Genomic DNA, 22129 nt, shown 5'->3' with positions numbered 1-22129 from the left:
ACCGCCCGATCGGAGCATTCACCCCCACTTTTCCGTTCCGTGCTCCCGGAACCATCCAGTCCGCATGCCCTGACCTGCGGATCTACACCCCCATCCACGGTCCGCTTCCACCCCGCCCCAGCACCACCTCCGGTCACACAATTTGCCGGGCCTGTGGACAAACTCCCGGCCACGTTGCGTCATGGGATGGTGAAGGCTGCTAACTCCCGGGGCGCGGCCCCCGGTACCCCGCCCCGCACCCGCATCCTGGTCGTCGGCGGCGGCTACGTCGGCATGTACACGGCCCTTCGGCTCCAGCGAAAGCTGAGATCCGACGAAGCCGAGGTCACGGTGGTCACCCCCGAGCCCTACATGACCTACCAGCCCTTCCTGCCCGAAGCGGCGGCTGGTTCGATCTCGCCCCGCCACGTCGTGGTCCCGCTCCGCCGCGTCCTCGACAAATGCCGCATCGTCATCGGCGAGGCCCGGCGCATCGACCACTCCAAGCGCACCGCCACCGTCACCACCCTCGCCACCGACGAGGAGGGCACCGGCGCCACCGAGATCGAGTACGACGAACTCGTCCTCGCCCCCGGCTCCATCTCGCGCACCCTGCCCATCCCGGGACTCGCCGACTACGGCATCGGGTTCAAGACCGTCGAAGAGGCCATCGGCCTGCGCAACCACGTCATCGAACAGATGGACATCGCCTCCTCCACCCGCGACCCCGCCCTCCGCGACGCCGCCCTCACCTTCGTCTTCGTCGGCGGCGGCTACGCGGGCGTCGAGGCGCTCGGCGAACTCGAGGACATGGCCCGCTACGCCGCGCGGTACTACCACAACATCAAGCCCGAGGACATGAAATGGGTGCTGGTCGAGGCCAGCGACCGGATCCTCCCCGAAGTCGGCCCCGAGATGGGCGTCTACACGATCCGCGAACTGCGCCGCCGCAACATCGACCTCCGCCTGGAGACCCGGCTCGACTCCTGCGAGAACCGCGTCGCCGTCCTCAGCGACGGCGCCCGCTTCCCCACCCGCACCATCGTGTGGACCGCCGGCGTCAAACCCCACCCGATCCTCAACGCCTCCGATCTCCCCAAGAACGAGCGCGGCCGCCTGGCCTGCACCGCCTTCCTCACCGTCGAGGGGGTGGAGCACGCCTGGGCCGCCGGCGACGCCGCGGCCGTCCCCGACATCACGGCCCCCGAGCCCGGCCGCGAATGCGCCCCCAACGCCCAGCACGCGCTGCGCCAGGCCAAGGTCCTCGCCGACAACCTCATCGCCGCCCTGCGCGACGAGGTCCTCACGGAGTACGCGCACAAGTACGCCGGTTCCGTCGCCTCCCTCGGTCTCCACAAGGGCGTCGCGCACATCTACGGCCGCAAGATCAAGGGCTACCCCGCCTGGTTCATGCACCGCGCCTACCACCTCAGCCGCGTCCCCACCTTCAACCGCAAGATGCGCGTCCTCGCGGAATGGACCCTCTCCGGTCTTTTCAAGCGGGAGATCGTCTCCCTAGGCTCACTCGAACACCCCAGGGCAGAATTCGAACTCGCCGCAGGAGGCGGACCCAAGGAACCCCCGCCGAACCCGGCTCCCAACCCCCCGCAGGACAGCCAGGGCTGACGTTGTCAGTGCGGTCGGCCACACTGGACGTGTGACCATAGGTGGGCTCACACCTGCACAGAGTGACAACGTCCAGTCAGCGACTCACCACGAGCGACACAGCGACCACTTGCGACACCACGAGGCTTGAACGCAGTGAACTTCACGCGCTGGAGCGCCCGGTTTCCCGGAACGCAGCGCCGCGCAGCCGCCCGGTCCGAACACGCCGCCGCCCAGGCCAAGCGGGGTGAAGGCTCGGTCCCGGCAGCCCGCGGCGGCCGCGCCGACCCCGGAACCGAGCGGTCCACGCCCGCCGCCGACGGCTGCCCGGCCGACCCCACGGTCTCCGGCACCGGCAGCGGCTCCGGCACCACCCCGGCCATCGCCCCCGCCCCGCGGACCGGTGTCCACCCCGCGACGGCCCCGCCGCCCTCCCCCGACGAGCTCTCCGTACGCGAGGTCCTCGGCCGGCTCCCCGCCCTGGTCGCCCTCGTCCACGGCTCCGAGCACCGCGTCGCCTACGTCAATGACGCCTACACGGCCGGCTTCGGCACCCGCACCCCGGGCGCCCCCGCGCACGAGGCCCTCCCCGAACTCGGCGAGCTCGGCCTCCTCCCGCTCCTCGACCAGGTCCAGCGCAGCGGCAAGCCCCGTACCGCCAAGAACCGCACCACACCGGGCGGCACCCACTCGTACACCGTCACCTGCACCCCGGTGGAGTTCCCCAAGACCAGCACCCGCGGCGATCAGGATCCCCACCACACCGGGGTCCTGATCCACCTCGCCGACGTCACCGACCACGCCGAGGCCGTCGAACGCCTCCGCGCCAGCGAGCGCCGCCAGCGCGAAGCCGCCGTCACCCTCCAGCGCTCCCTCCTCCCGCAGGAGCTCGAACAGCCCGACGACCTGCGCGTCGCCGCCACCTACCAGCCCGGCGGCACCGAGGCAGCCGTCGGCGGCGACTGGTACGACGTCATCACCCTCGGCGCCGGCCGCACCGCCCTCGTCATCGGCGACGTCATGGGCCGCGGGGTCCGCGCCGCCGCCGTCATGGGCCAGCTGCGCACCGCCGTCCGCGCGTACGCCCGCCTCGACCTGCCCCCGCACGAGGTGCTCCAGCTCCTCGACGGCCTCGCCGCCGAAATCGACGCCAGCCAGATCGCCACCTGCGTCTACGCCGTCCACGACCCCAATGAGGGCCTGCTCGCCTACGCCTCCGCCGGCCACCTCCCGATCCTGGTCCGCGACGAGGACGGCACCGTACGCAGAGCCGCCGACCCCACCGGCCCGCCGCTCGGCACCGGCGGCTGGCTCCACACCTCCGGCACCATCGCCCTGGGCCCCGGCTCCACCGCCGTCCTCTACACCGACGGCCTGGTCGAACGCCGCGGCGAGGACATCGACGAAGGCGTCGCCGCCCTCGAACGCGCCCTCTCCGGCGCGCAGGGCACCCCGGCCGTCATCTGCGACCGCCTGATGCGCGCCCTCGGAGTCGACGCCGACCACGACGACGACGTCGCCGTGATGGTCCTCCAGCAGCCCGCCCGCACCGGCGCGGACGCCGAGCTCTTCCACAACGCCGCCCTGGAACTCCTCGGCGGCATCGAGGCCGCCCCCCGCGCCCGCGCTTTCGCCCAGGGAGTCCTCACTTCCTGGCGCTTCCCCGTGGAGCTGTGCGACCTCGGAGTCCTGGCCGCGAGCGAGCTCGTCGCGAACTCCCTCCAGCACGGCACCCCGCCCATGCGCCTCCGGCTGCGCCGCACCGACCGCCGCCTGATCATCGAGGTCACCGACGGGGACGACCACCTCCCGCGCCGCCGCCGCGCCGAACCGGCCGACGAGACCGGCCGCGGCATCTCGATCGTCGCCACCATCGCCTCGTCCTGGGGCACCCGCCGCACCCCGGGCGGCGGCAAGGCCGTCTGGTGCGAGTTCGCGCTGCCGGACAAGCAGGCAGACAAGTAGCGGGACAAACAGCCGGACAAGCCGAAGGCCCCGGTCCACCGGACCGGGGCCTTCCGCCTTCTTCTACGGGTACGGGCGCTTACGCGTGCACGGGGTCAGCGGCCTTGGCCACGACGGCCGGGCCCTCCGGACCGGCCGGAGCCGCCGGACCACCTTGCGCCACGACCCTGGACAGCGACGGGTTGTCCTGCGCCGGCGTCAGCTGCTTGCCGAGCCGCAGCGCCAGCCAGGCGATCCCGAGCGAAACGGCGATGAAGGTCCCGATGTAGAGCATCGGAACCCCCGCACCGAGCGGCACACCGAGCGGCCCCAGCGCCAGCGCCATCTGTTTGACCAGCGCGAAGGCGGAGTTGTACTGGCCCACGGAGCCCTCCGGAGCCAGATCCGCCACCAGCGGCGCCAGCGTCGGCGACAGCATGGCCTCGCCGATGCCGAAGAGCGCGTACGTGGTGATGAACGCGGCGGCGGCCATCATGGCGCTGCCGTGCCCCAGCCCCGAGAACCCGGCGATGACCCACGCCACGGTCCAGATCAGCCCGACCAGCGCGATCACCCGGGACCGACGCCGCTTCTCGACGAGCCCGAGCACCACGAACTGAGCGACGACGATCGCACCGGTGTTGGCGGCCAGCGCGAAGCCGAGGGTGGAGGGGGAGATCCCGGCGGCCTCGGTCCCGAAGGCGGCCAGACCCGACTCGAACTGCCCGTAGCAGGCGAAGAAGATCACGAAGCCGAGCACGAGCAGCTTGACCATGGCCTGGTGCTGGAGCAACCGCTTCCAGGCACTGCCGCCCGCCTGCGCCGGGTCCTTCGGCGTGGCGTCCTTGATGACCGGCGCGTGCGGCATCTTCACGGTGAGGATGACGCCGGCCAGCACGAGGAACATCACGGCCTCGATGCCGAACAGCAGGGTGAAGCTGCCGGGCCGGGTCTCGTCGACGATCTGCCCGCCGATGAGACCGCCGATGCCCAGACCCAGGTTCTGCATGAAGAACTGGAGGGCGAAGGCACGCGTCCGGGTGGACGGCGTGGAGCACCACACGATCATCGTGGCGAGAGCCGGCTGCATCACGGCCTGCCCGGCGCCGAGCGCCAGGGCGGACAGCAGGATCGGCACCAGGCCGGTGGAGAGCCCCAGCGACATCGCGCCCACCGAGGCGGTGACCGCGGCGCCCATCACCACGGGTACGGGACCGCGTCGGTCGATGACCCGGCCGGTGAGGGGCAGCGCGACGAGGGCGCCCAGGGCGAACGCCACGAACGCGCTCGTGGCGGCCATGGAACCCAGACCTCGCACCTGCGCCACATAGATGTAGAGGAACGGAACCGTGAAGCCGATGCCGAACGCGGTCAGCGCGTTCCCGGCCTGGATCCGCCGCATCGCAGCGCCCATCACCCTGGTCACTTCTCACCTGCCTTTGAGAGCCGAAGACTGAAGACTTCAGAACTTCATACCTAAACTTCGATCCTTAACTCTACACATCGAAGGAGTTAGATGCCAACGGGCTCGTGCCATACTTCGATCCATGGGTGACACCCCCGACGGCACTGCGCCCGTCCACGAACCGAGCCTCGATGAGCAGATCGCCGTCTACCAGCGCGAGTTCCAGGACCTCGACCCCCAGGTCGAGAAGGTGGTCTCGGCCCTCAGCCGCCTGAACCGCCGCATGAACGTCGCGTACGGACGCCAGACCGCGGCCCTGGGCATCAGCAACGCCGAGTGGGAGGTCCTCAAGGCCCTCGTCATCTCGGGAGCCCCGTACCGGATGGGCCCGAGCGAACTCGCGAAGCAGCTGGGCCTCACGCCGGCGGCGATGACCCACCGGATCGACCGCATGACGGCGGAAGGACTGGTCACGCGCGAGCGCGACGAGTCCAACCGGGTCCGCGTGATCGTGGAGCTCACCGACGAGGGCCGCAGCAAGTGGCTGGACGCGATGCGCGCGGCCACGGTCTTCGAGGAGGACCTCCTCCAGGACCTCTCCACCGCGGAGCGCGGGGTGCTCGGCGACATGCTCACCCGGCTGCTGGACCGCGTGGAAGACCTCCAGTCACCCAGCTGACCACCAGGGTTGACACAGCCTTCGCGGGTCCGTAAGGTTCTTCGAGTTGTCCCAGAGCCGGAAGGTTTCGGCGACAACACCTCCAGCCGCCTCGTTGCGGCACCCAACTCAGCAAGATCCCCCACCGGGAACGAATTCGGCATGCCCGAATTCATTTCCGAAGGCCGATTATGAATCGCCGGGGAAATCCACTAGAGTTCGGGAGTCGGAAGGGCCCAACAGCCCGGAAGACAAACCCCGCTGACTGGGGGTCAGGCCCGAAAGAGTCTGATAGAGTCGGAAACGCAAGAACACAGAACGAAAGCCCGGAGGAAAGCCCGAGAGGGTGAGTACAAAGGAAGCGTCCGTTCCTTGAGAACTCAACAGCGTGCCAAAAATCAACGCCAAAAGTTGATACCCCGTCCACTTCGGTGGATGAGGTTCCTTTGAAAAAGACCTGTGAGGCTCCGTTTCGGGGTGCTTGCAGGCAATTACACAGCGAGGACGCAGTGGTCAGTCGGTCTTATTCCGACCATGACTGGCCCGCTCTACGTGATGTGTGCACCCGATTACGGGTAAACATTCATGGAGAGTTTGATCCTGGCTCAGGACGAACGCTGGCGGCGTGCTTAACACATGCAAGTCGAACGATGAAGCCCTTCGGGGTGGATTAGTGGCGAACGGGTGAGTAACACGTGGGCAATCTGCCCTTCACTCTGGGACAAGCCCTGGAAACGGGGTCTAATACCGGATACCACTCCTGCCTGCATGGGCAGGGGTTGAAAGCTCCGGCGGTGAAGGATGAGCCCGCGGCCTATCAGCTTGTTGGTGGGGTAATGGCCCACCAAGGCGACGACGGGTAGCCGGCCTGAGAGGGCGACCGGCCACACTGGGACTGAGACACGGCCCAGACTCCTACGGGAGGCAGCAGTGGGGAATATTGCACAATGGGCGAAAGCCTGATGCAGCGACGCCGCGTGAGGGATGACGGCCTTCGGGTTGTAAACCTCTTTCAGCAGGGAAGAAGCGAAAGTGACGGTACCTGCAGAAGAAGCGCCGGCTAACTACGTGCCAGCAGCCGCGGTAATACGTAGGGCGCAAGCGTTGTCCGGAATTATTGGGCGTAAAGAGCTCGTAGGCGGCTTGTCACGTCGGATGTGAAAGCCCGAGGCTTAACCTCGGGTCTGCATTCGATACGGGCTAGCTAGAGTGTGGTAGGGGAGATCGGAATTCCTGGTGTAGCGGTGAAATGCGCAGATATCAGGAGGAACACCGGTGGCGAAGGCGGATCTCTGGGCCATTACTGACGCTGAGGAGCGAAAGCGTGGGGAGCGAACAGGATTAGATACCCTGGTAGTCCACGCCGTAAACGTTGGGAACTAGGTGTTGGCGACATTCCACGTCGTCGGTGCCGCAGCTAACGCATTAAGTTCCCCGCCTGGGGAGTACGGCCGCAAGGCTAAAACTCAAAGGAATTGACGGGGGCCCGCACAAGCGGCGGAGCATGTGGCTTAATTCGACGCAACGCGAAGAACCTTACCAAGGCTTGACATATACCGGAAAGCATTAGAGATAGTGCCCCCCTTGTGGTCGGTATACAGGTGGTGCATGGCTGTCGTCAGCTCGTGTCGTGAGATGTTGGGTTAAGTCCCGCAACGAGCGCAACCCTTGTCCTGTGTTGCCAGCATGCCCTTCGGGGTGATGGGGACTCACAGGAGACCGCCGGGGTCAACTCGGAGGAAGGTGGGGACGACGTCAAGTCATCATGCCCCTTATGTCTTGGGCTGCACACGTGCTACAATGGCCGGTACAATGAGCTGCGATACCGTGAGGTGGAGCGAATCTCAAAAAGCCGGTCTCAGTTCGGATTGGGGTCTGCAACTCGACCCCATGAAGTCGGAGTCGCTAGTAATCGCAGATCAGCATTGCTGCGGTGAATACGTTCCCGGGCCTTGTACACACCGCCCGTCACGTCACGAAAGTCGGTAACACCCGAAGCCGGTGGCCCAACCCGTAAGGGAGGGAGCTGTCGAAGGTGGGACTGGCGATTGGGACGAAGTCGTAACAAGGTAGCCGTACCGGAAGGTGCGGCTGGATCACCTCCTTTCTAAGGAGCACAGTACCGATTGCAGACAAATGTTCTGCACGGTCAGCTCATGGGTGGAACGTTGATTATTTGGCACGGTTTCTGAAACTTCCTGTGAGTACTGCTTCGGCGTGGAAAACAGTGACAGTGGACGGGATCGTGTCTGGCACGTTGTTGGGTCCTGAAGGTACGGCCGTGAGGTCATGTCTTCAGTGCCGGCCCCAGTGAACTCACTAGCTTGTCTGGTGGGGTGATGGGTGGCTGGTCGTTGTTTGAGAACTACACAGTGGACGCGAGCATCTGTGGCCAAGTTTTTAAGGGCGCACGGTGGATGCCTTGGCACCAGGAACCGATGAAGGACGTGAGAGGCCGCGATAGGCCCCGGGGAGCTGCCAACTGAGCTTTGATCCGGGGGTGTCCGAATGGGGAAACCCGGCAGTCGTCATGGGCTGTCACCCATGCCTGAACACATAGGGCATGTGGAGGGAACGCGGGGAAGTGAAACATCTCAGTACCCGCAGGAAGAGAAAACAACCGTGATTCCGGGAGTAGTGGCGAGCGAAACCGGATGAGGCCAAACCGTATGCGTGTGATACCCGGCAGGGGTTGCGCATGCGGGGTTGTGGGAATTCTTTTGATCGGTCTGCCGGCCGGTCGGCGAGTCAGAAACCGTTGATGTAGTCGAAGGACATGCGAAAGGTCCGGCGTAGAGGGTAAGACCCCCGTAGACGAAACATCAGCGGCTTGCTTAAGAATCTCCCAAGTAGCACGGGGCCCGAGAAATCCCGTGTGAATCTGGCGGGACCACCCGCTAAGCCTAAATATTCCCTGGTGACCGATAGCGGATAGTACCGTGAGGGAATGGTGAAAAGTACCGCGGGAGCGGAGTGAAATAGTACCTGAAACCGTGTGCCTACAAGCCGTGGGAGCGTCGCTCATTGGGTTTACCCAATGGGTCGTGACTGCGTGCCTTTTGAAGAATGAGCCTGCGAGTTAGCGGTGTGTAGCGAGGTTAACCCGTGTGGGGAAGCCGTAGCGAAAGCGAGTCCGAATAGGGCGATTGAGTTGCACGCTCTAGACCCGAAGCGGAGTGATCTAGCCATGGGCAGGTTGAAGCGGAGGTAAGACTTCGTGGAGGACCGAACCCACCAGGGTTGAAAACCTGGGGGATGACCTGTGGTTAGGGGTGAAAGGCCAATCAAACTCCGTGATAGCTGGTTCTCCCCGAAATGCATTTAGGTGCAGCGTCGTGTGTTTCTTGCCGGAGGTAGAGCACTGGATAGGCGATGGGCCCTACCGGGTTACTGACCTTAGCCAAACTCCGAATGCCGGTAAGTGAGAGCACGGCAGTGAGACTGTGGGGGATAAGCTCCATGGTCGAGAGGGAAACAGCCCAGAGCATCGACTAAGGCCCCTAAGCGTACGCTAAGTGGGAAAGGATGTGGAGTCGCAGAGACAACCAGGAGGTTGGCTTAGAAGCAGCCACCCTTGAAAGAGTGCGTAATAGCTCACTGGTCAAGTGATTCCGCGCCGACAATGTAGCGGGGCTCAAGCGTACCGCCGAAGTCGTGTCATTGCAGCAATAGGGCCAACGCCCGCTGTGATGGGTAGGGGAGCGTCGTGTGCCGGGTGAAGCAGCAGCGGAAGCTAGTTGTGGACGGTTCACGAGTGAGAATGCAGGCATGAGTAGCGATACACACGTGAGAAACGTGTGCGCCGATTGACTAAGGGTTCCTGGGTCAAGCTGATCTGCCCAGGGTAAGTCGGGACCTAAGGCGAGGCCGACAGGCGTAGTCGATGGACAACCGGTTGATATTCCGGTACCCGCTTTGAAACGCCCAATATCGAATCAGGCGATGCTAAGTCCGTGAAGCCGTTCCGGACCCTTCGGGGAAAGGAAAGTGGTGGAGCCGACGAACCAGACTTGTAGTAGGTAAGCGATGGGGTGACGCAGGAAGGTAGTCCAGCCCGGGCGGTGGTAGTCCCGGGGTAAGGGTGTAGGCCGAGGGGTAGGCAAATCCGTCCCTCATTAAGGCTGAGACCTGATGCCGAGCCGATTGTGGTGAAGTGGATGATCCTATGCTGTCGAGAAAAGCCTCTAGCGAGTTTCATGGCGGCCCGTACCCTAAACCGACTCAGGTGGTCAGGTAGAGAATACCGAGGCGTTCGGGTGAACTATGGTTAAGGAACTCGGCAAAATGCCCCCGTAACTTCGGGAGAAGGGGGGCCATCACTGGTGATCGGATTTACTCCGTGAGCTGGGGGTGGCCGCAGAGACCAGCGAGAAGCGACTGTTTACTAAAAACACAGGTCCGTGCGAAGCCGTAAGGCGATGTATACGGACTGACGCCTGCCCGGTGCTGGAACGTTAAGGGGACCGGTTAGTGCGCTTTCGGGCGTGCGAAGCTGAGAACTTAAGCGCCAGTAAACGGCGGTGGTAACTATAACCATCCTAAGGTAGCGAAATTCCTTGTCGGGTAAGTTCCGACCTGCACGAATGGCGTAACGACTTCTCGACTGTCTCAACCATAGGCCCGGTGAAATTGCACTACGAGTAAAGATGCTCGTTTCGCGCAGCAGGACGGAAAGACCCCGGGACCTTTACTATAGTTTGATATTGGTGTTCGGTTCGGCTTGTGTAGGATAGGTGGGAGACTTTGAAACCCCAACGCCAGTTGGGGTGGAGTCGCCGTTGAAATACCACTCTGGTCGTGCTGGATGTCTAACCTCGGTCCGTGATCCGGATCAGGGACAGTGTCTGATGGGTAGTTTAACTGGGGCGGTTGCCTCCCAAAGGGTAACGGAGGCGCCCAAAGGTTCCCTCAGCCTGGTTGGCAATCAGGTGTTGAGTGTAAGTGCACAAGGGAGCTTGACTGTGAGACCGACGGGTCGAGCAGGGACGAAAGTCGGGACTAGTGATCCGGCGGTGGCTTGTGGAAGCGCCGTCGCTCAACGGATAAAAGGTACCCCGGGGATAACAGGCTGATCTTCCCCAAGAGTCCATATCGACGGGATGGTTTGGCACCTCGATGTCGGCTCGTCGCATCCTGGGGCTGGAGTCGGTCCCAAGGGTTGGGCTGTTCGCCCATTAAAGCGGTACGCGAGCTGGGTTTAGAACGTCGTGAGACAGTTCGGTCCCTATCCGCTGTGCGCGTAGGAATATTGAGAAGGGCTGTCCCTAGTACGAGAGGACCGGGACGGACGAACCTCTGGTGTGCCAGTTGTCCTGCCAAGGGCATGGCTGGTTGGCTACGTTCGGGAGGGATAACCGCTGAAAGCATCTAAGCGGGAAGCCTGCTTCAAGATGAGTATTCCCACCTCCTTGAGAGGGTAAGGCTCCCAGTAGACGACTGGGTTGATAGGCCAGATGTGGAAGCCCGGTAACGGGTGAAGCTGACTGGTACTAATAGGCCGAGGGCTTGTCCTCAGTTGCTCGCGTCCACTGTGTTAGTTCTGAAATAACGAACAGCTGTGTCCATAGCCAGCGTTCAAATTTCATAGTGTTTCGGTGGTCATAGCGTTAGGGAAACGCCCGGTTACATTCCGAACCCGGAAGCTAAGCCTTTCAGCGCCGATGGTACTGCAGGGGGGACCCTGTGGGAGAGTAGGACGCCGCCGAACAATCATTGCGGGAAGCCCCGCACCAAACCCTTACGGGTTCGGTGCGGGGCTTTTCTGCGTTCACCACCAGAACGACGGGTTCGGCTGGGTATCCTGGCCGCGTTCCCCTGGAGGACGTGATGACAGCACAGCAGTTGGAAGACGGCGGGCCGCTCATTCCTCAGCCGGCCATGACCCGGGAAGCCCTGCGGGACGCCGTGCGTCGGATCGACATGGCCAACCTGGCCGTCCTCGACAAGGAATGCAACGAGGCGTTCGACCGCGCCGCCGAGACCGGCGCCATCAACCCGCTGCGGTTCTTCCTGATCAAGTGGGCCACCCACGTGGCGATCCACCGCTGGCCGGCCCGCGTGGCCGCGCTGCACGAGGCGGAACGTGTCGCGGGAGATCCGGCGGCCACGGAAGAGGAGTTCCGGGCCGCGATGGAGACCAGCAGCCGCATCCTGGCCGACGCCCAGCGCGAGATCGGCCAGTGACTCCGCGGGGCGAAGGCGTGGAGAACGACACTGGCTGGGCATGGGAGTGCGACCCCAGCCGACTGTGGGTACTCGGCGACATGCCGGCGGAACAGCAGAACCTCGTCGGTGCCGTCATGGACGGCCTGGTCGACCTGGCGGCGATGTCGATCGACCCCAAGGACGGCAGCCTCTACGAGGACCCCAATCCCATGAGGCTGCGTACGTACGAGGACGAGCACCTGATGGTCTGGTACCAGACCATCCCGCACCGCAGCCGCGTGTACCTGAAGCGGGTCAACCTCTGACCGAGGCTTGCCAGTTCTAGAGATGCGCGATGCCGTGCCGGCCCCGCTCGCAGGCTGGGCTGGACCGCAGAACGGAGCCTGCGGCGCTGTGCATGACGACCACGGCTCTGACGGCGTTCTGCGTTCTGCTTGTCCTTGCCGGAGATGAACCTCCCCCGGTCCTTGCGGCCGGGGCGGGGCCTGCGGACCCGGATCTCGGTGCCGTCGGTGATCCAGGTCTGCCGATGGCTCCGAGATGGTCGATGACCTCGGCGAGAGTACGGAGCCGGATGCCGGGTGCGATGTTCCCCGCCCTGGAACGCGCTCTCGTTCTCACCGGCACCGGCCCACTTGTCCTCCTCGACGGCTACCAGAGCCCGGCCGCGATCCGTCGCATGGGCACCGCCCGGCTGACCCGCTGGCTCCGTGCCCGAGGCGTCCGCAGCTCAGAGGAGCTCGCGACGACGGCAGTCGAAGCCGACTTCCTCGCAGAGGTCGGCAGCGACCTCACCTTCTTCAGGACCGCGGACCGGCCGACCGCCTTCGCCGGGCTCGCGCCGGTGCCGCACGACTCGGGGAAGAAGAGCGGATACACCGAACCGCCGGTCACGGCGTCGCCCGCATCGTGGCCCCGCTCTTCGACATCTCTTCGGCCACCGTCTGCCGGGAGTGCCTCACCAGTCCAGGGGCTCCTTTTCGGGTGCCGGCGGCGTGCTGGTGGGCCCCCGCATGCTCGTCGAGGCGACACACACGATGGACCACTCGACCTCGCCGACCAGTGGCCCGGCCCGGTTTTGACACCTCCTGGGCACGGTTGTAGGGTTGAGCAGTTGCCTGGAGCTGGACACGCTCGGCAGCACCACCCCGCAAGGAATGCAATTCGGCGCGGGGACTCGACTCTTCATTCGGGAATCGAAGCCGGTAAATCCGGTGGAAATCTTCTGATAGAGTCGGAACCGCCGGAAAGGGAAAGCGCGAAAGCGCAGAACCTGGAAAGCGCCGAGGAAATCGGGCCCGAAAGAGTCTGATAGAGTCGGAAACGCAAGAACACAGAACGAAAGCCCGGAGGAAAGCCCGAGAGGGTGAGTACAAAGGAAGCGTCCGTTCCTTGAGAACTCAACAGCGTGCCAAAAATCAACGCCAAAAGTTGATACCCCGTCCACTTCGGTGGATGAGGTTCCTTTGAAAAAGACCTGTGAGGCTCCGTTTCGGGGTGCTTGCAGGCAATTACACAGCGAGGACGCAGTGGTCAGTCGGTCTTATTCCGACCATGACTGGCCCGCTCTACGTGATGTGTGCACCCGATTACGGGTAAACATTCATGGAGAGTTTGATCCTGGCTCAGGACGAACGCTGGCGGCGTGCTTAACACATGCAAGTCGAACGATGAAGCCCTTCGGGGTGGATTAGTGGCGAACGGGTGAGTAACACGTGGGCAATCTGCCCTTCACTCTGGGACAAGCCCTGGAAACGGGGTCTAATACCGGATACCACTCCTGCCTGCATGGGCAGGGGTTGAAAGCTCCGGCGGTGAAGGATGAGCCCGCGGCCTATCAGCTTGTTGGTGGGGTAATGGCCCACCAAGGCGACGACGGGTAGCCGGCCTGAGAGGGCGACCGGCCACACTGGGACTGAGACACGGCCCAGACTCCTACGGGAGGCAGCAGTGGGGAATATTGCACAATGGGCGAAAGCCTGATGCAGCGACGCCGCGTGAGGGATGACGGCCTTCGGGTTGTAAACCTCTTTCAGCAGGGAAGAAGCGAAAGTGACGGTACCTGCAGAAGAAGCGCCGGCTAACTACGTGCCAGCAGCCGCGGTAATACGTAGGGCGCAAGCGTTGTCCGGAATTATTGGGCGTAAAGAGCTCGTAGGCGGCTTGTCACGTCGGATGTGAAAGCCCGAGGCTTAACCTCGGGTCTGCATTCGATACGGGCTAGCTAGAGTGTGGTAGGGGAGATCGGAATTCCTGGTGTAGCGGTGAAATGCGCAGATATCAGGAGGAACACCGGTGGCGAAGGCGGATCTCTGGGCCATTACTGACGCTGAGGAGCGAAAGCGTGGGGAGCGAACAGGATTAGATACCCTGGTAGTCCACGCCGTAAACGTTGGGAACTAGGTGTTGGCGACATTCCACGTCGTCGGTGCCGCAGCTAACGCATTAAGTTCCCCGCCTGGGGAGTACGGCCGCAAGGCTAAAACTCAAAGGAATTGACGGGGGCCCGCACAAGCGGCGGAGCATGTGGCTTAATTCGACGCAACGCGAAGAACCTTACCAAGGCTTGACATATACCGGAAAGCATTAGAGATAGTGCCCCCCTTGTGGTCGGTATACAGGTGGTGCATGGCTGTCGTCAGCTCGTGTCGTGAGATGTTGGGTTAAGTCCCGCAACGAGCGCAACCCTTGTCCTGTGTTGCCAGCATGCCCTTCGGGGTGATGGGGACTCACAGGAGACCGCCGGGGTCAACTCGGAGGAAGGTGGGGACGACGTCAAGTCATCATGCCCCTTATGTCTTGGGCTGCACACGTGCTACAATGGCCGGTACAATGAGCTGCGATACCGTGAGGTGGAGCGAATCTCAAAAAGCCGGTCTCAGTTCGGATTGGGGTCTGCAACTCGACCCCATGAAGTCGGAGTCGCTAGTAATCGCAGATCAGCATTGCTGCGGTGAATACGTTCCCGGGCCTTGTACACACCGCCCGTCACGTCACGAAAGTCGGTAACACCCGAAGCCGGTGGCCCAACCCGTAAGGGAGGGAGCTGTCGAAGGTGGGACTGGCGATTGGGACGAAGTCGTAACAAGGTAGCCGTACCGGAAGGTGCGGCTGGATCACCTCCTTTCTAAGGAGCACAGTACCGATTGCAGACAAATGTTCTGCACGGTCAGCTCATGGGTGGAACGTTGATTATTTGGCACGGTTTCTGAAACTTCCTGTGAGTACTGCTTCGGCGTGGAAAACAGTGACAGTGGACGGGATCGTGTCTGGCACGTTGTTGGGTCCTGAAGGTACGGCCGTGAGGTCATGTCTTCAGTGCCGGCCCCAGTGAACTCACTAGCTTGTCTGGTGGGGTGATGGGTGGCTGGTCGTTGTTTGAGAACTACACAGTGGACGCGAGCATCTGTGGCCAAGTTTTTAAGGGCGCACGGTGGATGCCTTGGCACCAGGAACCGATGAAGGACGTGAGAGGCCGCGATAGGCCCCGGGGAGCTGCCAACTGAGCTTTGATCCGGGGGTGTCCGAATGGGGAAACCCGGCAGTCGTCATGGGCTGTCACCCATGCCTGAACACATAGGGCATGTGGAGGGAACGCGGGGAAGTGAAACATCTCAGTACCCGCAGGAAGAGAAAACAACCGTGATTCCGGGAGTAGTGGCGAGCGAAACCGGATGAGGCCAAACCGTATGCGTGTGATACCCGGCAGGGGTTGCGCATGCGGGGTTGTGGGAATTCTTTTGATCGGTCTGCCGGCCGGTCGGCGAGTCAGAAACCGTTGATGTAGTCGAAGGACATGCGAAAGGTCCGGCGTAGAGGGTAAGACCCCCGTAGACGAAACATCAGCGGCTTGCTTAAGAATCTCCCAAGTAGCACGGGGCCCGAGAAATCCCGTGTGAATCTGGCGGGACCACCCGCTAAGCCTAAATATTCCCTGGTGACCGATAGCGGATAGTACCGTGAGGGAATGGTGAAAAGTACCGCGGGAGCGGAGTGAAATAGTACCTGAAACCGTGTGCCTACAAGCCGTGGGAGCGTCGCTCATTGGGTTTACCCAATGGGTCGTGACTGCGTGCCTTTTGAAGAATGAGCCTGCGAGTTAGCGGTGTGTAGCGAGGTTAACCCGTGTGGGGAAGCCGTAGCGAAAGCGAGTCCGAATAGGGCGATTGAGTTGCACGCTCTAGACCCGAAGCGGAGTGATCTAGCCATGGGCAGGTTGAAGCGGAGGTAAGACTTCGTGGAGGACCGAACCCACCAGGGTTGAAAACCTGGGGGATGACCTGTGGTTAGGGGTGAAAGGCCAATCAAACTCCGTGATAGCTGGTTCTCCCCGAAATGCATTTAGGTGCAGCGTCGTGTGTTTCTTGCCGGAGGTAGAGCACTGGATAGGCGATGGGCCCTACCGGGTTACTGACCTTAGCCAAACTCCGAATGCCGGTAAGTGAGAGCACGGCAGTGAGACTGTGGGGGATAAGCTCCATGGTCGAGAGGGAAACAGCCCAGAGCATCGACTAAGGCCCCTAAGCGTACGCTAAGTGGGAAAGGATGTGGAGTCGCAGAGACAACCAGGAGGTTGGCTTAGAAGCAGCCACCCTTGAAAGAGTGCGTAATAGCTCACTGGTCAAGTGATTCCGCGCCGACAATGTAGCGGGGCTCAAGCGTACCGCCGAAGTCGTGTCATTGCAGCAATAGGGCCAACGCCCGCTGTGATGGGTAGGGGAGCGTCGTGTGCCGGGTGAAGCAGCAGCGGAAGCTAGTTGTGGACGGTTCACGAGTGAGAATGCAGGCATGAGTAGCGATACACACGTGAGAAACGTGTGCGCCGATTGACTAAGGGTTCCTGGGTCAAGCTGATCTGCCCAGGGTAAGTCGGGACCTAAGGCGAGGCCGACAGGCGTAGTCGATGGACAACCGGTTGATATTCCGGTACCCGCTTTGAAACGCCCAATATCGAATCAGGCGATGCTAAGTCCGTGAAGCCGTTCCGGACCCTTCGGGGAAAGGAAAGTGGTGGAGCCGACGAACCAGACTTGTAGTAGGTAAGCGATGGGGTGACGCAGGAAGGTAGTCCAGCCCGGGCGGTGGTAGTCCCGGGGTAAGGGTGTAGGCCGAGGGGTAGGCAAATCCGTCCCTCATTAAGGCTGAGACCTGATGCCGAGCCGATTGTGGTGAAGTGGATGATCCTATGCTGTCGAGAAAAGCCTCTAGCGAGTTTCATGGCGGCCCGTACCCTAAACCGACTCAGGTGGTCAGGTAGAGAATACCGAGGCGTTCGGGTGAACTATGGTTAAGGAACTCGGCAAAATGCCCCCGTAACTTCGGGAGAAGGGGGGCCATCACTGGTGATCGGATTTACTCCGTGAGCTGGGGGTGGCCGCAGAGACCAGCGAGAAGCGACTGTTTACTAAAAACACAGGTCCGTGCGAAGCCGTAAGGCGATGTATACGGACTGACGCCTGCCCGGTGCTGGAACGTTAAGGGGACCGGTTAGTGCGCTTTCGGGCGTGCGAAGCTGAGAACTTAAGCGCCAGTAAACGGCGGTGGTAACTATAACCATCCTAAGGTAGCGAAATTCCTTGTCGGGTAAGTTCCGACCTGCACGAATGGCGTAACGACTTCTCGACTGTCTCAACCATAGGCCCGGTGAAATTGCACTACGAGTAAAGATGCTCGTTTCGCGCAGCAGGACGGAAAGACCCCGGGACCTTTACTATAGTTTGATATTGGTGTTCGGTTCGGCTTGTGTAGGATAGGTGGGAGACTTTGAAACCCCAACGCCAGTTGGGGTGGAGTCGCCGTTGAAATACCACTCTGGTCGTGCTGGATGTCTAACCTCGGTCCGTGATCCGGATCAGGGACAGTGTCTGATGGGTAGTTTAACTGGGGCGGTTGCCTCCCAAAGGGTAACGGAGGCGCCCAAAGGTTCCCTCAGCCTGGTTGGCAATCAGGTGTTGAGTGTAAGTGCACAAGGGAGCTTGACTGTGAGACCGACGGGTCGAGCAGGGACGAAAGTCGGGACTAGTGATCCGGCGGTGGCTTGTGGAAGCGCCGTCGCTCAACGGATAAAAGGTACCCCGGGGATAACAGGCTGATCTTCCCCAAGAGTCCATATCGACGGGATGGTTTGGCACCTCGATGTCGGCTCGTCGCATCCTGGGGCTGGAGTCGGTCCCAAGGGTTGGGCTGTTCGCCCATTAAAGCGGTACGCGAGCTGGGTTTAGAACGTCGTGAGACAGTTCGGTCCCTATCCGCTGTGCGCGTAGGAATATTGAGAAGGGCTGTCCCTAGTACGAGAGGACCGGGACGGACGAACCTCTGGTGTGCCAGTTGTCCTGCCAAGGGCATGGCTGGTTGGCTACGTTCGGGAGGGATAACCGCTGAAAGCATCTAAGCGGGAAGCCTGCTTCAAGATGAGTATTCCCACCTCCTTGAGAGGGTAAGGCTCCCAGTAGACGACTGGGTTGATAGGCCAGATGTGGAAGCCCGGTAACGGGTGAAGCTGACTGGTACTAATAGGCCGAGGGCTTGTCCTCAGTTGCTCGCGTCCACTGTGTTAGTTCTGAAATAACGAACAGCTGTGTCCATAGCCAGCGTTCAAATTTCATAGTGTTTCGGTGGTCATAGCGTTAGGGAAACGCCCGGTTACATTCCGAACCCGGAAGCTAAGCCTTTCAGCGCCGATGGTACTGCAGGGGGGACCCTGTGGGAGAGTAGGACGCCGCCGAACAATCATTGCGGGAAGCCCCGCACCAAACCCTTACGGGTTCGGTGCGGGGCTTTTCTGCGTTCACCACCAGAATCCATCGCGGGTTCCGTCGGGGGTTAGGATCTCTGACCATGAATCAGTACGTGATACGTCCGGTGCGTGGTGACGAGTGGGAGAAGGTCAAGGAGCTGCGGATTGCCGCGCTGAATGACCCGGCGGCGCCCGTGGCGTTCCTGGAGACCGTGGAGCAGGCCGAGAGCAGGCCCGACGAATTCTGGCAGGCGCGTGCCGAGGGGGCTTCGCACGGGCGGGCGGCGCGGCAGTTCGTCGCCGAGGGGCCCGGGGGTGAGTGGGCCGGGTCGGTGACGGTGCTGGTCGAGGAGAGCGGAACCACCGATATTTTCGACCGGGTCATCGAGCAGGCTCAGGGGCATCTGGTCGGTGTGTTCGTACGGCCCGGGCAGCGGGGGAGCGGGCTGACCGAAGGGCTCTTCGAGGCCGCGTTGGAGTGGGCCTGGTCGTTGGAGGAGCCGGGGCTGGAGCGCGTACGGCTCTTCGTGCACGAGGACAACGCGCGGGCCGAGGCGTTCTATCGGCGGTTCGGGTTCGAGGCGACGGGCACGGTCGTGCTCGTGTCGGCCGAACCGTCCGCCAAGGAGCTGGAGTACGCGTTCCTGAGGCCGGCGACCGCCTAGGCCCGGACAGGGCTAGGCCAGGTCGGCGTCGGGCCAGCGGGAGCGGGCCTGTTCGCGGCTGCGGCACAGGGCGAGGAGGGGGAGCGTCTCGTCGGTCAGGAGCTCCGGGAGCTGGGGGATCGGGGCCACCGCAGCCACGTCGTCCAGGATGAGGGAAAGTGGTGGGTCGAGCCGACCGTGGGATGACCGTGCGGCCATGCGGCGGCCGTGCTCGACCACGTCAGAGGCGAGTGCCGTCAGCAAGGGCATCGCACCCGGGTGGGTGCGGGGATCTTCCAGGGGTTCACCCACCACGTAGAGGCTGCCCCCTTCGTTCAGGAACGAAGCCAGTGTGAGCGAATCCGTTCGGTTCGGATTGCAGGCCTCGCGGATGTGGATCGAGGTCAGGCAGGAGAGGGCCCGGGCCGTCAGGTTCTGGGCCAGCTCCCGGCGTTCGGGGTGGGCGGTGAGGGCGCTCTCCAGCTCGCCGGCGGCGCCGGGGGCCGCCTGGGGGTGGGTGCGCAGGATGCGGACCGGGTCCTGGGCGCTGTTGCCCTGGGTCCAGCGGTGGAGCTGCTTGAAGGGGCGGTCCTCGAGGGCGGCCGCCTGGAGCCAGCTGCGCAGGAGCGTTTCCGCGGTGTCGGCGACCGCGGCGTCCAGGCGGGCCTGGGGGCGTACGGGGGCCAGTAGGGCGATCGCGCGAGCGGCGGCGGTGTCGCGGTCGGCGCAGCCCTCGGCCGGGTTCCAGTGCATGCGGGCGGGGGTGTCGCACAGGTGCGAGGGGTCGTAGAGGAGGACCGGGCCGAGTTTGGCGCGGGCGTCCTTGGTCTCGGCCCAGAGGGTGGGGGAGGAGGTCACGAGCAGCATCGCGCCTTCCGTCTCGCCGACGCGCTGTACGGCCGCGCGGAAGCGGTCGTTCGGGCCGCCGTACGCGAGACGGGGCTGCGGGGCCGAGGTGGGGGAGCCTGGCCGGACTCCGTTGCTGGGGCTTTGCCCCAGACCCCGCGCCTCAAACTCCCCCAGACTCCGTCCGGGGGGACCCCCAGGCGGGGCTGGATTTGGCTGGTCCCGTTGCAGAGCCGTCCGGTGCTGGGTGGGCCGGTGGGCAGCGGCGGGTTCGGGTGTTCGTGCCGGCGCGGGCTCGGCCTCGTACAGTGCGGGGTCCTGTGCCGGGGTCTGTCTGGCCAGGGCGCGCCGCGATTTGGTGCGGGCGATCACGCCGATGGCGAAGACGGTGAGGACGAACAGCACCAGGAGCTGGCTGAGGAAAAGGCCCCAGAACAGGCCCCAGCCGGAGAGGGCCGCGGGGTCGGTGTCGGGCCAGGCGCCCGGGACGTCGTGCGGTTGCGCTATCAGGGCGCGGACGGCCTCCGGGGTGCGGGTGAAGGTGACGGTCTGCGGCCAGGCGCCCTTGGCGAAGAGGGCGGCGAGGCCGGTGGCCGACCAGACCAGGACGGCGAGGCCGAGGAGGAAGGCCAGCAGGCCGATCAGCAGGCCGTCCGGGATGCCCCCGGCGCGAGCGGGGGGCTCCGTACGTCGGGCGTCGGGCATGGTCAGGCCACCGTGGTCGCGGAACCGGGGCCGCTGCTGTTGCGGCGGCGTTCGATGGACAGGGCGCGTTCCTCCGCCTCCAGTTCGGCGGCGAGGAGTTCGTCCGGGAGCTGGGAGGGCACCGAGGATTCGGTCATGGCGCGGTCGGTGTAGACGAGGGGGCGCTCGGCCTCGGTGATCAGGTGTTTGACCACCTGGACGTTGCCGTTGACGTCCCAGACCGCGATGCCGGGGGTGAGCGTCGGGATGATCTCGACCGCCCAGCGGGGGAGGCCCAGTACGAGGCCGGTGGCGCGTGCTTCGTCCGCCTTCTGGGCGTAGATGGTGCGGGTGGAGGCCATCTTGAGGATGGCCGCGGCTTCGCGCGCGGCCGCGCCGTCGACGACGTCGGACAGGTGGTGGACGACGGCGACGAAGGACAGGCCGAGGCGGCGGCCGAACTTCAGGAGGCGCTGGAACAGCTGGGCGACGAAGGGACTGTTGATGATGTGCCATGCCTCTTCGACCAGGAAGATGCGCTTCTTGCGGTCGGGCCGGATCCAGGTGTGTTCCAGCCAGACGCCGACGATCGCCATGAGGATCGGCATCGCGATGGAGTTGCGGTCGATGTGGGAGAGGTCGAAGACGATCAGCGGGGCGTCGAGGTCGATGCCGACGGTGGTGGGGCCGTCGAACATGCCGCGGAGGTCGCCGTCGACGAGGCGGTCGAGGACCAGGGCCACGTCGAGGCCCCAGGCGCGGACATCGTCTATGTCGACGTTCATGGCGAGGGCGGATTCGGCCTCGGGGTGGCGCAGTTGTTCCACGATGTCGGTCAGGACGGGCTGGCGGTCCTGGATGGCATCGACGACGTAGGCGTGCGCGACCTTGAGGGCGAAGCCGGCGCGCTCGTCGAGGCCGTGGCCCATGGCGACTTCGATGATGGTCCGGAGCAGCGCGAGCTGTCCGGTCGTCGTGATCGCCGGGTCCAGGGGGTTGAGGCGGATCCCGTCGTCGTTGGCGGCGATGGGGTCCAGGCGGATGGGGGTTATCCCCAGCTGCTGGGCGATGAGGTTCCATTCGCCGACGCCGTCTTCGCCCTGGGCGTCGAGGACGACGACCTGGCGGTCCTTGAAGCGGAGCTGGCGCAATACGTACGTCTTCTCCAGGGCGGACTTGCCGTTGCCGGATTCGCCGAGGACCAGCCAGTGGGGTGCCGGGAGCTGCTGTCCGTAGAGCTGGAAGGGGTCGTAGATGTAGCCCTTGCCGCTGTAGACCTCGCGGCCGATGATGACGCCGGAGTCGCCGAGTCCGGGGGCGGCGGTGGGCAGGTAGACGGCCTGCGCCTGCCCGGTGGAGGTGCGTACGGGCAGGCGCGTGGTTTCGACTTTGCCGAAGAGGAAGCTGGTGAAGGCGTCCGTCAGCGCGGACATGGGATCTCGCATGGGCGGCACTTCCCTCCA

Annotated in this window: 10 protein-coding genes and 6 rRNA genes; 13 read left to right on the top strand and 3 right to left on the bottom strand. The window is 63.5% G+C overall.

Annotated features, from left to right (window positions below; genetic code table 11):
• The first annotated feature begins 186 nt into the window (after positions 1 to 186).
• Together OHA89_RS18030 and OHA89_RS18025 are read left to right on the top strand one after the other, a co-directional pair.
• Positions 187 to 1605, top strand: a complete 1419-nt coding sequence (locus OHA89_RS18030; protein WP_215146361.1) for an NAD(P)/FAD-dependent oxidoreductase — start codon at positions 187 to 189, stop codon at positions 1603 to 1605.
• Positions 1606 to 1740: 135 nt separating this feature from the next.
• Positions 1741 to 3549 carry a SpoIIE family protein phosphatase gene (locus OHA89_RS18025; protein ID WP_406368526.1) on the top strand — a complete coding sequence of 603 codons (1809 nt, stop codon included), beginning with the start codon at positions 1741 to 1743 and terminating at the stop codon, positions 3547 to 3549.
• Between the two features lie 79 nt (positions 3550 to 3628).
• Here the strand turns inward: OHA89_RS18025 and OHA89_RS18020 are convergent, their stop codons facing one another.
• Positions 3629 to 4942, bottom strand: coding sequence for an MFS transporter (locus OHA89_RS18020; RefSeq protein ID WP_406366626.1), 1314 nt, complete (start codon positions 4940 to 4942; stop codon positions 3629 to 3631).
• Between the two features lie 133 nt (positions 4943 to 5075).
• Here OHA89_RS18020 and OHA89_RS18015 point away from each other — a divergent pair, with 133 nt between their 5' ends.
• The 11 genes from OHA89_RS18015 (at position 5076) to OHA89_RS17965 (ending at position 19157) form a co-directional block, all read left to right on the top strand.
• Entirely contained in the window at positions 5076 to 5612 is a 537-nt protein-coding gene (locus tag OHA89_RS18015; protein WP_030292304.1) for a MarR family winged helix-turn-helix transcriptional regulator, read from the top strand.
• A gap of 561 nt (positions 5613 to 6173) precedes the next feature.
• Positions 6174 to 7698, top strand: a 16S ribosomal RNA gene (locus tag OHA89_RS18010).
• A gap of 283 nt (positions 7699 to 7981) precedes the next feature.
• Positions 7982 to 11104 (top strand): 23S ribosomal RNA (locus OHA89_RS18005).
• A 77-nt stretch (positions 11105 to 11181) separates the two neighbouring features.
• Positions 11182 to 11298 (top strand): 5S ribosomal RNA (rrf, locus tag OHA89_RS18000).
• Together the 16S, 23S and 5S rRNA genes form the textbook arrangement of a ribosomal RNA operon.
• 119 nt (positions 11299 to 11417) lie before the next feature.
• The gene (locus tag OHA89_RS17995; protein ID WP_406366624.1) at positions 11418 to 11774 is read left to right on the top strand and encodes a hypothetical protein; all 357 of its coding nucleotides are present in this window, start codon (positions 11418 to 11420) and stop codon (positions 11772 to 11774) included.
• 17 nt (positions 11775 to 11791) lie between these two features.
• Complete coding sequence (locus OHA89_RS17990) at positions 11792 to 12061, top strand: hypothetical protein (protein ID WP_257555198.1); 270 nt, start codon at positions 11792 to 11794, stop codon at positions 12059 to 12061.
• A 29-nt stretch (positions 12062 to 12090) separates the two neighbouring features.
• Positions 12091 to 13068, top strand: a complete 978-nt coding sequence (locus tag OHA89_RS17985) for a transposase (protein ID WP_406366623.1) — start codon at positions 12091 to 12093, stop codon at positions 13066 to 13068.
• 290 nt (positions 13069 to 13358) lie between these two features.
• Positions 13359 to 14883: ribosomal RNA gene (locus OHA89_RS17980) — 16S ribosomal RNA — on the top strand.
• Between the two features lie 283 nt (positions 14884 to 15166).
• Positions 15167 to 18289: ribosomal RNA gene (locus OHA89_RS17975) — 23S ribosomal RNA — on the top strand.
• 77 nt (positions 18290 to 18366) lie between these two features.
• A 5S ribosomal RNA gene (rrf, locus tag OHA89_RS17970) occupies positions 18367 to 18483 on the top strand.
• A gap of 110 nt (positions 18484 to 18593) precedes the next feature.
• Positions 18594 to 19157 carry a GNAT family N-acetyltransferase gene (locus OHA89_RS17965; RefSeq protein ID WP_406366621.1) on the top strand — a complete coding sequence of 188 codons (564 nt, stop codon included), beginning with the start codon at positions 18594 to 18596 and terminating at the stop codon, positions 19155 to 19157.
• Between the two features lie 12 nt (positions 19158 to 19169).
• Here the strand turns inward: OHA89_RS17965 and OHA89_RS17960 are convergent, their stop codons facing one another.
• Both OHA89_RS17960 and OHA89_RS17955 read right to left on the bottom strand, forming a co-directional pair.
• Positions 19170 to 20687, bottom strand: coding sequence for a type VI secretion protein (locus OHA89_RS17960; RefSeq protein WP_266608660.1), 1518 nt, complete (start codon positions 20685 to 20687; stop codon positions 19170 to 19172).
• A gap of 2 nt (positions 20688 to 20689) precedes the next feature.
• Entirely contained in the window at positions 20690 to 22111 is a 1422-nt protein-coding gene (locus OHA89_RS17955; RefSeq protein ID WP_215139678.1) for an ATP-binding protein, read from the bottom strand.
• Positions 22112 to 22129 lie beyond the last annotated feature (18 nt).

Origin of the sequence: Streptomyces sp. NBC_01546 (genome assembly GCF_045208355.1) — a bacterium.
Taxonomy (GTDB): domain Bacteria; phylum Actinomycetota; class Actinomycetes; order Streptomycetales; family Streptomycetaceae; genus Streptomyces.
The sequence above is the reverse complement of the archived record's forward strand: the minus strand, read 5'-3'. Positions and strand labels throughout refer to the sequence as shown.